The 14,257-nt window shown below is 43.5% G+C and carries 15 protein-coding genes; all 15 read left to right on the forward strand.

Going from position 1 to position 14,257, the window contains the following annotated elements; all coding sequences use genetic code 11:
• The first annotated feature begins 511 nt into the window (after nt 1–511).
• Nucleotides 512–1,801, forward strand: a complete 1,290-nt coding sequence (gene prdC, locus EP1_RS11045) for a proline reductase-associated electron transfer protein PrdC (RefSeq protein ID WP_174519751.1) — start codon at nt 512–514, stop codon at nt 1,799–1,801.
• Between the two features lie 25 nt (nt 1,802–1,826).
• Nucleotides 1,827–3,731: a D-proline reductase (dithiol) proprotein PrdA gene (prdA, locus tag EP1_RS11050; RefSeq protein ID WP_067627331.1), complete on the forward strand. Its 1,905-nt coding sequence runs from the start codon at nt 1,827–1,829 to the stop codon at nt 3,729–3,731.
• Nucleotides 3,732–3,744: 13 nt separating this feature from the next.
• On the forward strand, nt 3,745–4,050 hold the full coding sequence (locus tag EP1_RS11055; protein WP_067627333.1) for a CBO2463/CBO2479 domain-containing protein: 306 nt from the start codon (nt 3,745–3,747) through the stop codon (nt 4,048–4,050).
• A gap of 3 nt (nt 4,051–4,053) precedes the next feature.
• The gene (locus EP1_RS13830; RefSeq protein ID WP_067627335.1) at nt 4,054–4,506 is read left to right on the forward strand and encodes a glycine/sarcosine/betaine reductase selenoprotein B family protein; all 453 of its coding nucleotides are present in this window, start codon (nt 4,054–4,056) and stop codon (nt 4,504–4,506) included.
• Between the two features lie 27 nt (nt 4,507–4,533).
• Nucleotides 4,534–4,779, forward strand: a complete 246-nt coding sequence (locus tag EP1_RS13835; protein WP_196805502.1) for a hypothetical protein — start codon at nt 4,534–4,536, stop codon at nt 4,777–4,779.
• Nucleotides 4,780–4,845: 66 nt separating this feature from the next.
• Entirely contained in the window at nt 4,846–5,583 is a 738-nt protein-coding gene (gene prdD / locus EP1_RS11070) for a proline reductase cluster protein PrdD (RefSeq protein ID WP_067627338.1), read from the forward strand.
• A 27-nt stretch (nt 5,584–5,610) separates the two neighbouring features.
• Nucleotides 5,611–6,090 carry a glycine/sarcosine/betaine reductase component B subunit gene (locus EP1_RS11075; RefSeq protein ID WP_067627340.1) on the forward strand — a complete coding sequence of 160 codons (480 nt, stop codon included), beginning with the start codon at nt 5,611–5,613 and terminating at the stop codon, nt 6,088–6,090.
• An 83-nt stretch (nt 6,091–6,173) separates the two neighbouring features.
• Entirely contained in the window at nt 6,174–7,190 is a 1,017-nt protein-coding gene (locus EP1_RS11080) for a proline racemase family protein (RefSeq protein ID WP_067627341.1), read from the forward strand.
• An 18-nt stretch (nt 7,191–7,208) separates the two neighbouring features.
• On the forward strand, nt 7,209–8,084 hold the full coding sequence (locus tag EP1_RS11085) for a TSUP family transporter (RefSeq protein WP_067627343.1): 876 nt from the start codon (nt 7,209–7,211) through the stop codon (nt 8,082–8,084).
• 169 nt (nt 8,085–8,253) lie between these two features.
• Entirely contained in the window at nt 8,254–8,772 is a 519-nt protein-coding gene (locus EP1_RS11090; RefSeq protein WP_067627345.1) for an HdeD family acid-resistance protein, read from the forward strand.
• Nucleotides 8,773–9,126: 354 nt separating this feature from the next.
• Complete coding sequence (selD, locus tag EP1_RS11095; protein ID WP_067627348.1) at nt 9,127–10,149, forward strand: selenide, water dikinase SelD; 1,023 nt, start codon at nt 9,127–9,129, stop codon at nt 10,147–10,149.
• Nucleotides 10,150–10,164: 15 nt separating this feature from the next.
• Nucleotides 10,165–10,755, forward strand: coding sequence for a sulfurtransferase-like selenium metabolism protein YedF (gene yedF / locus EP1_RS11100; protein WP_067627350.1), 591 nt, complete (start codon nt 10,165–10,167; stop codon nt 10,753–10,755).
• 111 nt (nt 10,756–10,866) lie between these two features.
• Nucleotides 10,867–11,133, forward strand: a complete 267-nt coding sequence (locus EP1_RS11105; protein ID WP_067627352.1) for a putative Se/S carrier protein — start codon at nt 10,867–10,869, stop codon at nt 11,131–11,133.
• A complete protein-coding gene (selB, locus tag EP1_RS11110; protein ID WP_067627354.1) occupies nt 11,134–13,032 on the forward strand; it encodes a selenocysteine-specific translation elongation factor in 1,899 nt (632 codons plus the stop codon).
• 93 nt (nt 13,033–13,125) lie between these two features.
• Entirely contained in the window at nt 13,126–14,250 is a 1,125-nt protein-coding gene (locus EP1_RS11115; protein WP_067627357.1) for an aminotransferase class V-fold PLP-dependent enzyme, read from the forward strand.
• The last annotated feature ends 7 nt before the right edge of the window (nt 14,251–14,257 follow it).

Consider the following 14,257-nt stretch of genomic DNA (forward strand, 5'->3'; position numbering starts at 1 on the left):
TTTTTTGTGAGTTTGTGTCCGCCCCAGCTAGCGCAGAAAAACCGTTTTTTCAAAAAAGAAGATAGATTCAACGATATGTGAGTAGTTGTACATATAAAAGTTAGCTAAGAAAACTATTGCAAAGGCTAAAATAATTTAGAATTATTCTTATTTAAATGAGAATCGCTCTCAATTAAATAACAGCCATTATCCGCTGGAAAGCTAGTGAAATAACGGGATTCGCATTTAGAAAGCAGCTAACGAGTTGAAAAAAACATGAATACAACATTTGGTAAAAATAGGATTAAACCAGCTTTTGTAACCGCTTTTTGTCGTTGTTTGTGGATTTGATGAAAATTCGATTAGAGAAGTTCAAAAATTATACAATTTGTAAAGTTATTTCCTAGAAAATATCAAAATATTCATGAAACGTCCTTTTATAGCTTGGATGATTGTGCTATGATTTACATGAACTACGGGTGGCTGATTTGCTCAAGTTCGAACAAAAAAAGAAGCAAGGAGGTGAACTAATTTGACACAAATTCTTATACCATTAAAACAACATGTCGGCGCTCCTTGTAAGGCAGTCGTGATGGCAGGAGATCAAGTCCAACGTGGACAGTTGATTGCTGAACCGAATGGCTTAGGTGCAAACATCCATGCTAGTTTTTCTGGCAAAGTGGTGGATGTAGATGGCGATAACATTGTTTTAACGATCGATGAGGAACAAAATTTTGCTGACTACTTGCCAATTCCAGAAACCGAATCACATATTAAAGCAGTCGAAGCTGCAGGGATTGTCGGTGCTGGTGGCGCAGGATTTCCAACTTTTTTGAAATTGGCTTGTGATATTCCTGAAGGGATCTTTATCGCGAATGGCGCAGAATGTGAAGCCTTATTAGCTCATAACGTAAAACAGATGAGTGAACAGATTGATCAATTGGTCCGCGGGATGAAGTACTGTATGGAAATTACCCACGCGCCTAAGGGTGTGATTGCTGTAAAGGGCAAACACCGCGTGTTAGTCACACGTTTACTGAAAGCGGTGGATAATGAACCAGCGATTGATATTTATCAATTGCCAGATATGTATCCAGCTGGCGATGAGCGAGTGATCGTTCGTGAAGTAATGGACATCGTTTTAGAACCAGGTCAATTGCCAACGGAAGTCGGTGCTGTGATCGATAACGTGGAAACGATCAAACGAATCGTTGAAGCGATTGAAGATCGCAAACCGTTCATTGACAAAGACGTGACCGTTTCTGGTCGAGTAAAACAAAAAGAAACTGTTTTTGTTGATGTACCGATCGGAACGCCCGCCAAAACATTGATTAACAATGTGGGCGGCTACGTGGAACCCCATGGCGAAATCGTCATTGGTGGACCAATGACCGGAAGAAGCGGCGATGAGATGACACCAATCACTAAAACGAGTGGCGGTGTGTTAGTCGCAATGCCATTCCCACAAGAAAGCCGCAAAGTCGGTTTATTGATTTGCGAATGCGGCGGCTCAGCTGAACGCATGACCGAAATTGCCAATAATATGGGCGCAGAAGTTGTCGCTGCAGAACGCTGCAAGCGAATGGTAGAAGTAAATGGAAGATATAGATGTGCCCTGCCAGGCATTTGTCCAGGTCAAGCTGCAACTGTCATGTCCTTGAAAAAACAAGGCGCAGAAGTAGTGATGACTGGATCTTGTTCCGATTGAACGAACACCGTCATGGGTGTAGCTCCTAGGTTAGGAGTTCCGGTTTATCATCATACAGATCACGTACTGCGGGCAGATGGACACAGACTATATCGTAAATTACCTACAAACTAAACAAAATTTTAGGAGGATTTAACGAATGTCTATTACAGCAGAAACTGCTCAAGAGCATGCTAAAGACCCTGCAGTACTATGTTGCCGTGCGGAAGCAGGCAAGGTTATTGCACCAGATGATTTAGAAGATCCAGCGATCTTCCCCGATTTAGAGGATTCAGGTTTACTAGAACTACCTGAAGGTACTCTAACAATCGAACAAGTACTTGGTACCACATTGAAAGAAACAACGGATGCGTTGGTTCCATTAACAAAAGAATTATTAGATGGTGTTTCTGATTTTGAAGAAGCAGTGGAAGAGGAAGCTCCTGTTGAAGAAGCAGCTCCAACGCCAGTAGCTCCGATCGCTCCAGTAGCACCCGTTGCGCCAATGGCACCTGCCGGCGGTCAAACAATCAAAATCCATATTGCTGAAGGACGCGGCATCGACTTAGAAGTACCGATGTCAATCGCAGGTCAAATGGGTGTCGCTCCAGTAGCAGCACCAGCACCCGTTGAAGGAGCAGCACCAGTAGCGGCTCCTGCTGAAGTACCCGCGCCAGAAGCAAAAGTAGAAGAAAAAGTGATCCGTTCCGTTCGTCGTGACCACATGAAGATCGAAAAAGTTGTCTTCGGTGATGAAACGAAAATTGAAGGGACAACCTTAGTTCTACGTAACATGGAAGCAATGTGCGAAGAAGCAGCAGAGCTAGAAGAACTAGTTGAAAGTGTTACTTTTGAAATCATTACACCAGATAAGTACAACGAATATAGTGAAACGATCATGGACGTACAACCAATCGCTGCCAAAGTTGATGGCGCAGATATCGGCCATGGTGTTACGCGTGTGTTAGATGGCGTGGTAATGGTATTGACCGGAACCGACGCAAATGGTGTTCAGATCGGTGAATTTGGTTCATCAGAAGGTGAATTAGACCGCAACATCATGTGGGGACGTCCTGGTGCACCAGATAAAGGCGAAATCTTCATTAAAACACAAGTAACTATCAAAGAAGGCGCGAATATGGAACGTCCTGGACCATTAGCCGCTCATAAAGCATCGGATTACATTACTCAAGAAATTCGCGAAGCTGTTAAAAAAGCAGACGAATCTTTAGTAGTGGAACACGATGAAATCGTACAAAAACGTCGAATTGGTAACAAACGTGTGATCATCGTCAAAGAGATCATGGGTCAAGGTGCGATGCACGATAACTTGATCATGCCAATCGAACCCGTTGGTACATTGGGAGCAAAACCTAACGTTGACTTAGGAAATCTGCCAATTATGTTAGCACCAACAGAAGTATTAGATGGCGGGATCCATGCATTGACATGTATTGGACCAGCATCAAAAGAAACTTCTCGCCACTACTGGAGAGAACCTCTAGTACGTGAAGCGATGGAAGATGAAGAAATTGACTTAGTCGGTGTGATGTTTGTTGGTTCTCCGCAAGCAAACACAGAAAAATACTATGTTTCTAAACGTTTAGGAATGACGATCGAAGCAATGGACGTTGACGGCGCGATCGTTACGACCGAAGGATTTGGTAATAACCATATCGATTTTGCTTCACATATTGAAGAAATCGGCAAACGCGGGATTAAAGTTGTCGGCGACTCTTATTCAGCAGTTCAAGGTGCGTTAGTTGTTGGGAACCCAGAAATGATTGCAATGGTTGACAACAACAAATCAATGCAAGGGATCGAAAACGAGATCTTGTCTAATAACACACTATGTAAAGAAGACGCAATTCGTGATTTAGCAATGCTGAAGACATTGATGGGCGGCGGCACAATCAAAGCTGCTGAACGTAGATGGAATCCAAGCGTAAAAGCAAACAACATTGAAATCATTGAAAAAACAACCGGTAAGAAGATTGACTTAGTCGATAACGAACAAGTCTTGCCTAAGAGTAAAAAACGTCAAGAAATTTACGAAGTAGAATAAGGTGAAGCAAACAATGGATGGAATAAACAAACTCAAATATATTTCGACGGAACAGATGTTTGAAGGTATTATCGTGGAACTCCATGATGCCAGCGTGACGATCGATTTAAAGGGTCGTTTGGGCCAACTTAAAATTCCCCGTCGAATGATCATTTCTGAATACGATTTAGAAATTGGTCAAGAAGTTGGGTTTTTAATGACCTATCCAGAAGTCTTGGCAGAAGAACCAGACGAGCATTATAAAACGGCTATTTATGAGCATGAGCGTCGTCGGGCCGAAGCCAGAAAAAAACGTGAAGAAGCAAGAGAGGAGAATTAACACATGGGCTTAACAGTCTTTGAAGGGTTACAGTCAGAAATTTTTGTGCCGATTACGCCAAAATCTGTCTTTACCCCAGTAAAAAAAGAGCTTAAAGAAATGCGTGTGGCCTTAGCAACTGCTGCCGGCGTACACTTAAAAACAGATAAACGGTTTAACTTAGCGGGTGATACTTCTTTCCGCGAAGTACCAGATACTTCATCAACGGATGATTTGATGGTTTCCCACGGTGGGTACGATAACGCCGATGCTAACCGGGACATCAACTCAATGTTTCCGTTAGACCGTCTACACGAATTAGCAAAAGAAGGGTTCATTAAAGAATCTGCTCCTGTACACTACGCATTTATGGGTGGTGGTGGAGACCAAGATGCTTTCCACGATGTGACTGGACCTGCCATTGCACAAAAATTAGTCGAAGAAGAAGTTGACGCAGTCATCTTAACCGCTGGCTGAGGAACCTGTCATAGAACTGCCGTGATCGTGCAGAGAGCTATTGAGGAAGCAGGGATTCCGACTATTTTAATCGCCGCATTACCACCAGTTGTACGCCAAAACGGTACGCCACGTGCTGTTGCGCCGCGTGTACCAATGGGTGCCAATGCCGGTGAACCACATAACATTGAAATGCAAACAGGTATCATGAAAGATACCTTAGAAGCACTAGTATCAATCGAAACGCCAGGGAAAATTGTTCCATTACCTTATGAATACATTGCCCACGTCTAGGTCAAGAGGCTGATCAATAAGCGGTTGCTTATTGATCGCCGTTTAAATTGAAAGTAGGTGTGAATAATGCGAGGCGAGACTTTAAAGATCAAAGTTTTTCACATGGAAGACGTTTCCGTTGGGAATGGCTTTCATGTCAAACCGAATCAATTACAAATTGATCAAGACTTTGACTGCAAGGACGCCGCTATTCAGAAGCTGACGATTCGATTGCTCCCACCACAGCAACATAATGTTGAAACCAACACCATCATGGATATCATTCCGATCTCCACGAAGGTGTTGGGAGTGTTGGGTACAGGGATCACGCATACACTTACCGGAGTTTCGGTCGTTATGACCGGAGCAATCGAGGATGGAGAACAAATGCATGAATTTGGTTCTTCTGAAGGTGTTTTGCGTGATCATTTAGTATTGAATCGAGCAGGGACGCCTAAAGCGGAGGACTACATTATTTTAGTAGATCTTCTTGCGAAAAAGGGGACCCCTTTTAATCGTGAGCTTTGTTTAAAAATGTTTGCGATCGTGGACGAATTTATTCAAGAAATTCGGGAGAAAATGAAGCTGTTGAACGGCAAAGATGCCTGTGAGGTCCATGTCTACGAAGAACAAGTCCATCCAGGCAAACCCAAAGTCGCCTTAGTCAAGCAAGTGGCTGGTCAAGGGGCGATGTATGATATGCTGCTGTATCCCCATGAGCCAAGTGGTTTTAAAGGTGGTACATCCATCATTGATATGAACAATATGCCGGTCTTTTTATCAGCCAATGAGTATCGCGATGGCGCGATTCGCTCCATGGTATAACGTAAATAACGAATAGGTGGTGGCGTTATGGGAATTGGCCCATCAACGAAAGAAACTTCGCTGCATCATTTTCAAGATCCTTTGGTTGATCTATTAGGTCAAGATCCAGATATTGATTTTCAAGGCGTCGTGGTCGTGGGAACGCCCCAAAGCAATGCCATGAAATATTTAGTAGGTCAGCGGACTGCTGCTTGGTTAGAAGGGATGCGCACCAATGGTGTGATTGCTTCAACGGATGGCTGGGGAAATTCCGATGTCGATTTTGCGAATACCTTAGAAGAAATTGGCCAACGTGATATCAGCGTGATTGGACTCAAGTTCATTGGTACACAAGCAAAGTTTGTCGTCGAAAATGACTTCACGAAACACGTTCTGGATTTTAATAAATCAGCAGCCGGGGTCGAGACAGAAGTGGTTGGTGAAAATACGATCAACCACCAAGATGCAGTCAAAGCGCTTGCGTCAATCAAATTAAAAATGCGAAAAGACAAGCAACAAATCAGATAGTTAACGTTGTAGAAAATGCAAGAGAATCAAACAAGATAGTTCTAAAAATTCATTCTTTTATTGAGAATACAGGGAGGAACATCATGAAAGTATCAAAAATGATCTCAGCAATCGACACACACACAGCAGGTGAAGCTGCGCGTTTAATCATTGGTGGAATTCCAAAATTTCCTGGTGAAACGATGGCTGACAAACGTGCTTATTTAGAAAACGAGGCAGATGATCTGCGTAAAATGTTGATGCTAGAACCTCGGGGACATCGCGATATGTTTGGTGCCTTCATTACGGAACCCGTGCATGAAGAAGCAGACTATGGGATCGTCTTTATGGATTCAGGCGGCTATTTAAATATGTGTGGACACAATACGATTGCCGCAATGACTTCAGCAGTCGAACAAGGCTGGGTTGAAGTAAAAGAAGGCGAACGTGAAGTGAAAGTCGTGCAAGACACACCAGCAGGAATCGTGCGCGGAACGGTTCATTTAGATGAGGACTATTCAGCAGAATCAGTCTCATTTGAAAATGTGGAATCATTCCTTTATAAAGAAAATGTAACCGTCAATGTTCCTGAGATTGGTGAATTGACGATGGATATTTCATTTGGCGGTAGCTTTTTCGCAATTTTACCAGCTGCGTCGGTTGGTTTAGAGATCAAACCAGAAAATGCTTCTAAGTTTAACGATTTAGGTATGATCATTCGTGATGCTGTGAACGAGCAGATCGAGATCCAACATCCAACGTTGGAACATATCAAGTCAGTTGATTTAGTGGAATTTTATGGTCCGGCAACAAGTCCAGATGCAACATATCAAAACGTGGTTGTCTTTGGTGATGGTCAAGTGGACCGTTCTCCTTGTGGTACAGGAACAAGTGCCAAACTTGCTACATTATATGGCAAAGGTGAGATGAAAGTCGGCGATACGTTCGTTTACGAAAGTATTTTGTGTACGAAATTCAAAGGGGAAATCGTTGAAGAAGCGGAAGTTGGCGGCTACAAAGCAATCATTCCGCGGGTAACGGGTTCGGCGTATGTCACTGGTTATAACACATTCTTAGTTGATCCAAAAGATTCATTGAAAGAAGGCTTTTTATTAGGGTAGAAATGAAGGAGGGATAATATGGTAACAGTATTATTAGTAATTTATGTTGGCTTGATTTTGCTACAAACCGTGGTAATGGGACGGGACATTATGAAACACAAGGATGACTTAGGTCATGGGAATTGGCTTGTTTCGGGAGTAATCGGTTTTGTGACGGACTTTTTAGATACATTAGGAATCGGAAGTTTCGCTCCAACAGCGATGTTGTTGGACTTTACCAAACAATTGGGTCATGACCGATTATTGCCAGGAACACTGAATGTCGCTCATGCCATTCCGGTATTGGTTGAAGCATTTATCTTTACAACGGTGGTAGAAGTTTCACCGGTTACTTTGTTCTCATTAATCATTGCTGCAACGATTGGCTCGTTTATCGGTTCAAAATTCGTTACGAAACTGCCTGAGAAAAAAGTCCAATTTTGGATGGGCTGGGCTTTGATTATTACAGCAGTCTTGATGGCCCTTCGTCAAACGGGTATGTTGAACATGCTGGGTGAAGGAAATACTGCCACTGCTTTGACTGGTATGAAGTTAGTCATCGGTGTGGTTGTAAACTTCATCTTAGGGGCGTTGATGACCATTGGTGTTGGTTTATACGCACCATGTATGGCAATGGTTTATATGCTAGGGTTAAGCCCGTTAGTAGCTTTCCCAGTAATGATGGGTTCTTGTGCTGGCTTGATGCCCGTTGCAAGTTTGAACTTCGTTAAAGAAGGCGACTACGCGCGTAAAGTTAGTTTAGCGATTACCATCGGTGGGATTATCGGGGTAATCATTGCCGCAAAATTCGTCACGGGTCTAAACTTAAATGTCTTGACTTGGATCATTATCGCAGTCATCATTTATACTGGTATTACTTATATCTTAAAGAGCCGCAAACCAGCAGCTGCTTAATAAACTACCATTCGGACTACTTGCTCATTTCGAGCAAGTAGTTTTTTTATTAGCAAAAAAAGGCGGATTATTAGATGGCGGTTATCGTAATTTTTGACTGATTAATAACAAAAAGTTACTCTTAATATAAGGGGAATTAGTTGTTTCTCGGAAAATAGGGAGGGTTTAGATGGAAAAACGTGGTTTTGATTGGAGTTCTTTTATTTTAGGTCTGTTATTTGTCTTTGTAGCATTGATGTCTTTTAGAGATCCAGTCGGGAATTTAGTGGCGATTGTGATTGTTTTTGGTGTTTTTGCAATTTTAAAAGGGATTTTTGAACTTTTCTTGCGGAATCGCTTGAAGGATTTCACCGGTTATAAAGCAAAAATGCCTCTTTTAGTGGGCGTCTTGGATATTTTGATTGGGATCTTTTTATTGTGGAATATGAAAGCCAGTATCATCGCATTGCCGTTTGTTTTTGCGATTTGGTTTATCGTGGATTCTATTTTCGGCCTATTCAATTTGGATGTGGCACGTAAATTCAGCAATGGCCATTTTTGGTTTTCACTGATCATTAATATTTTAGGAGTGATCGTCGGTGTCATGCTCTTTTCTCATCCGATTACCTCAGCGTTGACGTTAAGTTTCTTAGTGGGTTTTTACTTTATGATGTGGGGAATCACGCAGATCGTTTACGCCTTTCGCTAGTCGCTCAATCATCAGCCCGTTTGTTCTTTTTTAAAGAGCAAACGGCTTTTTTTGTGAGCTCTCTAATCACCCACGCCCCTTTTTTGGTCAACCTTTTATTGACAGAAAATAAAAAAAGGTCAATTATTAAATTTTTTGCGGAAAAATTTTAATTGCATGATAAAAAGACGCCAAATCTTTAGCTGAATATAAAAACAAAATTGATCAATTATGATAGGATGGCGGTGCGGCAGTGTAATCGTTTTAAGCGGGGTAAAATAAAGTCTTGCCTTTCTCAAACGGTCGGCCTCAAATTTACATAGAGAAACAAAAAGTAAACTGTTATAATAGACAGCGTGAAGGATGGTGGAAAGCATGGAGACAGTTCAACAGTTGATCGTTTGCGGTGGCTGCAATGCGAAAATCGGCCCGGGAAATTTAGGTGATTTGCTCGCTGATTTGCCGAAAGCGACTAACGAGAATTTATTGGTAGGTTTTGATTCAACCGATGATGCGGCTGTTATTAAACTTCGTGATGATTTAGCGATTATCCAAACGTTGGATTTTTTCCCAACGATGGTGACGGATCCGTATTTGTTTGGTAAGATCGCGGCGGCGAATGCCTTGAGCGACGTGTATGCGATGGGAGGAGAAGTCCTTTCTGCTTTGAATATCGTGGCCTTTCCTGAAGAAAAGGATTTGACGATTTTAAAAGAGATTTTACGTGGTGGCGCGGAAAAGGTCCAGGAAGCTGGAGCGATTTTAGCCGGTGGCCACTCGATCCATGATCACTCAGTGAAGTACGGCTTGTCCGTGACGGGGACGATTGATCCTAATAAAATTTATCAAAATAATACTTGTCAGTTAGGCGATCATTTGATTTTAACGAAGCCATTAGGGGTCAGTATCATCACGGTCGGCTATAGTGCAGGAGAAATTAGTGAAGAAGCATTTGTGAAAGCGACCACGAGCATGGAAACTTTAAACAAATATGCGATGGATATCATTCGCAATTATCCTATTACGAGCTGTACCGATGTGACTGGTTTTGGCTTGGCGGGACATTTGCATGAAATGGTCGCGGAACGCTTCAGTGCAGAGATCCAATCAACGAATTTACCGTATTTTGACGCAGCCTATGAAGGGGCCAAAGAATTTATTCTGACGGCCGGTGGTCAACGGAATCGCAATTACATGGAAGCTAAAATGGCTTTTCAAATCGCTGATTTTGGCATCGAAGAATTATTGTTCGATCCCCAGACTTCAGGTGGTCTGTTAGTCAGTGTGCCGGCAGAAACAGCGGCGGACTTGTTAGCTGAATTACAAGCAGCGGGGATTCCAGCTCAAGATTTTGGTCAAGTGATTGAAAAACAAGACAAAGAATTGATTGTTTATTAGAGAGGGGAAAGCAGGATGTTTAAAATTGATGCGTTAGGTCAGGCTTGTCCGTTACCAGTCATCGAAACAAAAAAAGCGTTACGGGAACATGAAGTTGTTGAAACACTAGTGGATAATGAGATTGCCACTCAAAATTTAAAGAAAATGGCGGAACAACTAGGCTATATTTATCAAATGGACCAAGACGCGCCGAATCATTACACCGTGGTGATCTCCAAAGGCAATGCAGATTTGACCGAAGAAGCACCGGAAGTAGTTGAACCGGTGGCGACAACGGATGATTACATTGTAGTTGTCGATACCAACGTTATGGGCCGCGGCTCCGATGAATTAGGCAAAAATTTATTAAAAGGCTTCATCTACTCATTGACTGAGCAAGACGTGTTACCGGAAAAAGTTATTTTTTATAATGGCGGTGTGCAGTTAGTCGTTGAAGAATCGGATTCATTGGAAGATCTAGCCGGTTTAGCAGAACAAGGGGTAGAAATCTATGCCTGCGGCGCTTGCTTAAACTTTTATGATTTAACACCGGCTGTTGGTGAAATCACGAATATGTATCGGATCGTCGAAATGCTCCGTCAAGCACCGAGAATTGTTAAACCATAAATCGGATTAGCTGTAAAATTCAGCTTAGTTTAGGTGGTTTGAAGGCGTTACGATTTGAAGATCCGATTTGTTTTTTCAAAAGATGACTCTAGTGAAGAAGGAGCAGTTTTTATGCAGACGTACGGTGTTGCCTTGTTTTATTCAACCCGGGAGGCCATGAAAGCTGAGGAAATTGCCAAAGAAGCCCAACTTGCCGTCCGAATCATTCCGACCCCGGAAAAGATTCATGCTAGTTGTGGCTTTTCTTTGAAATATCCCTTGGCAGAAGAAGGCCGCTTGCGGTCATTGCTGACTGCGGCAGAGATCCGTTCAGAAGGCTTTTATCAGGCGGAACAAACGGGTCTGAAAACAGAATATACAGCGAGAAAGGACAACTAGATGGCAAATATTGTAATTGGAACAGCCGGACACATTGACCACGGCAAGACAACGTTGATCAAGGCGTTGACAGGGATCGAGACCGATACCACCAACGAAGAAAAAAAGCGCGGAATGTCGATCAACCTAGGCTTTGCTTATTTGGATTTGCCGAATAACAAGCGGGTTGGGATCGTAGATGTGCCGGGGCACGAAAAGTTTATTAAAAATATGGTGGCGGGTTTGCCGGGAATTAACTTAGTCCTATTGGTAATTGACGCGGCAGAAGGCATCATGCCGCAAACGAAAGAACATATCGATATTTTGACGCTTTTAGGAATTCGCGATTTTTTGATCGTATTGACCAAGGTCGATACCGTCGATCCCGATCTAAAGGAGCTCGTGGTTGAAGATATTCGTGAACAATTGGCAGAGACACCTTTAGCCGAAGCGGATTTGATTGAAACCGATGCAGTCACCGGTACGGGGATCAAGGAATTGCTGGAAAAAATCCAAGTCTATTCGGAAACGATTCAAGAACGTAGCAGCAGTGGTTCGGCGCGTTTGAATGTCGACCGAGTCTTTAGTGTCAAAGGTTTTGGGACCGTTGTTACGGGAACCTTATTGGATGGCTCGATCAATGTCGGGGAAGATTTGTACCTTTACCCGAGTCAGAAAAAAACGCGGGTCAGAAATATCCAAGTCCATGAAACGGATGTAAAAAGTGCGCAAGCCGGTCAACGGACCGCCTTGAATTTAGCTAATATCGCGACCGATGAGATTCAGCGGGGAGATGTCTTGTCTGTTTCCGAGAAATTAGAAGACACGTGGATGTTGGATGTCAAAGTTAAATGCTTGCCGGAAGTTGAAGGGGGCATTGGCTTGTGGGACCGAGTCCGCTTATTGATTGGTACACGGGAAGTCATGGCGCGAACGGTACCGTTAGGCATTGATTGGATCGGTCCCGGCGAAGAAGGCTTTTTACAACTGCGCTTAGAAGAACAAGTGGCGGTGAAAGAACGCGACCGCTTTATTTTACGTTCCTATTCACCGATGCACACGATTGCTGGTGGGGAAGTTTTAGATGCGGCCCCACATAAACATCGTCGCTTTAAAGTGGAGATTTTAGAAAGTCTGAAGGCCAAAGAAGAAGGCAGTTTAGATGAGTTGATCATCGATTTTATGGTAAATAAGAAGCAACCCTTCACGAAAGAAAAAGAACTGCAGGAATATCTGGGAATCGATGCCGCTGAATTAACCCCGCTTTTAGCAGAAATGGTCCAAGCCGAGCGAGTGATTGCTACAAAGGCTGGGTACTTGGCGCAAGCTAGTTACCAGAAATTGGCAGATCAGGGGACCGAAATTTTGGCCGCTTACCACAAGCAATACCGTTTACGCTTTGGCATGCCGCTAGAAGAATTCCGTTCACGGATGCGGGGCGTTTTGGCTGAAAAGGAAATCTCAGCCTTGGTTGGTTTAATGAAGCAAGAGTTAGTCAAAGAAGCCAATGATAAATTGGCCCTGGCCGATTTTGAAGTGACCTTCAATAAATACCAACAGGCCGCCAAAGAAAAAATTGAACAGACCTTGGCTAAGAGTGGCTTTACCCCCGTTAAAAAGGACGAATTATTTGACTTAGATAAGAATGCGGAAGAAGTTTTAGAAGCGCTGAATGGCGAATCGGTGGTCTTTTTGACCCATGAATATGTATTGCTAGGCAAGACGTTTCAACAGGCGGTCAAACTAATCCAAGCGTATATCAAAGAGCATCAACAAATGACTTTAGGGGATTTCCGTGATTTGACGGATTCTAGCCGGAAATCTTCCATGCTGATTTTAGAATACATGGACAAGCAGGAAATCACGAAACGGGTAGAAAATTACCGCGTTTTAGGTAGCCAAGGTATGACGACTTTTTAGCTTGATTGGAACAAAAAAGTTTAGAAAAAGTTTATCTGAAGTTTAGAAAAGTTTAGTCAGCTAGCAAAAAAATCAAGAAAACGGAGGCGTAGCATGGCGATTTATTTGGACAATGCGGCAACAACCGCACAAAAGCCACCCGTAGTTGCAGAAGCTGTGACAAAGATTTTGCAGGGAGAATATGGCAATCCCTCCCGCGGTGCCCATGGGTATTCATTGGCGGGGTTTCGGGTGGCCGAACAAGCCCGCAATAAGCTTAAAGACTTGTTTCAAGCCGATCAGCGCTATGAGGTAGCCTTTACCAATAATGCGACCGTAGCGTTGAATGAGGTGCTTAAGGGATTGATCCAACCCGGTGATCATGTGATCACGACCGATTGGGAACACAATTCTGTTTTACGACCCTTATATCAATTGGAGGCGCAAGGCGTAAGGATCGATATCGTCCGCAGTCAGGCAATCACCGGTCGCTTAAATTACTCGGAGTTCGCCCGCAAAATACGTCCGGAGACAAAAGCCGTGATTTGTAACCATGCCAGCAATGTCACTGGGAATTTGTTAGATCTTGCATGGATCAAGGATTTTTGCCAGCAACGAGGACTCTATTTAGTGATCGATGCCTCTCAAACGGCCGGGGTGGTTCCGATCGATCTAAGTGACGGCAAGGTTTCGGCACTGTGTTTTACCGGCCATAAATCCCTCTACGGTCCGCAAGGGACAGGTGGCGTGTGTCTATTAAAGGATCTGCCATTAGTGCCCGTCATTACCGGCGGCGATGGGATGCAATCTTTTTCGAAAACACAGCCGTTAGAACTGCCGACCTTGTTGGAAGCCGGCACGTTGAACATTCCGGGGATCGCCGGGTTGGCAGCGAGTGTCCAGTGGCTGAAAAATACCGAGCGGACGGTGAAATTAGGCGACTATTTTTACCAGGGGTTGCAAAAAATTGCGGGTCTAACGATTTATGGTGATTTTAGCGGTCCACGAGTGGATGTTTTTTCCATCAATCTCCAAGACGCGGAATCAGCGCTCGTGAGTGATTTATTGTGGGAAGAATTCCAGATTGCCACGCGTCCCGGCTATCACTGTGCACCTTTGATGCATGAGGCCTTGGGAACTGCGGCGCGCGGGACTGTGCGGCTCTCCTTATCGAGCTTTACTACGCAAGCGGAGCTTGATCAGACGCTGAGGGCATTACAAGAGTTAGCAGGACGTTAAAGAAAGT

This window comes from Enterococcus pseudoavium NBRC 100491 (genome assembly GCF_001544295.1).
Classification (GTDB): domain Bacteria; phylum Bacillota; class Bacilli; order Lactobacillales; family Enterococcaceae; genus Enterococcus_A; species Enterococcus_A pseudoavium.

Coding starts and splice junctions, on each gene's coding strand:
- prdA (WP_067627331.1), top strand. CDS start 1,827: ATGTCTATTACAGCAGAAACTGCTCAAGAGCATGCTAAAGACCCTGCA.
- yedF (WP_067627350.1), top strand. CDS start 10,165: ATGTTTAAAATTGATGCGTTAGGTCAGGCTTGTCCGTTACCAGTCATC.
- EP1_RS11090 (WP_067627345.1), top strand. CDS start 8,254: ATGGAAAAACGTGGTTTTGATTGGAGTTCTTTTATTTTAGGTCTGTTA.
- selB (WP_067627354.1), top strand. CDS start 11,134: ATGGCAAATATTGTAATTGGAACAGCCGGACACATTGACCACGGCAAG.
- EP1_RS11075 (WP_067627340.1), top strand. CDS start 5,611: ATGGGAATTGGCCCATCAACGAAAGAAACTTCGCTGCATCATTTTCAA.
- EP1_RS13830 (WP_067627335.1), top strand. CDS start 4,054: ATGGGCTTAACAGTCTTTGAAGGGTTACAGTCAGAAATTTTTGTGCCG.
- EP1_RS11055 (WP_067627333.1), top strand. CDS start 3,745: ATGGATGGAATAAACAAACTCAAATATATTTCGACGGAACAGATGTTT.
- prdD (WP_067627338.1), top strand. CDS start 4,846: ATGCGAGGCGAGACTTTAAAGATCAAAGTTTTTCACATGGAAGACGTT.
- EP1_RS11115 (WP_067627357.1), top strand. CDS start 13,126: ATGGCGATTTATTTGGACAATGCGGCAACAACCGCACAAAAGCCACCC.
- selD (WP_067627348.1), top strand. CDS start 9,127: ATGGAGACAGTTCAACAGTTGATCGTTTGCGGTGGCTGCAATGCGAAA.
- EP1_RS11085 (WP_067627343.1), top strand. CDS start 7,209: ATGGTAACAGTATTATTAGTAATTTATGTTGGCTTGATTTTGCTACAA.
- EP1_RS11080 (WP_067627341.1), top strand. CDS start 6,174: ATGAAAGTATCAAAAATGATCTCAGCAATCGACACACACACAGCAGGT.
- EP1_RS11105 (WP_067627352.1), top strand. CDS start 10,867: ATGCAGACGTACGGTGTTGCCTTGTTTTATTCAACCCGGGAGGCCATG.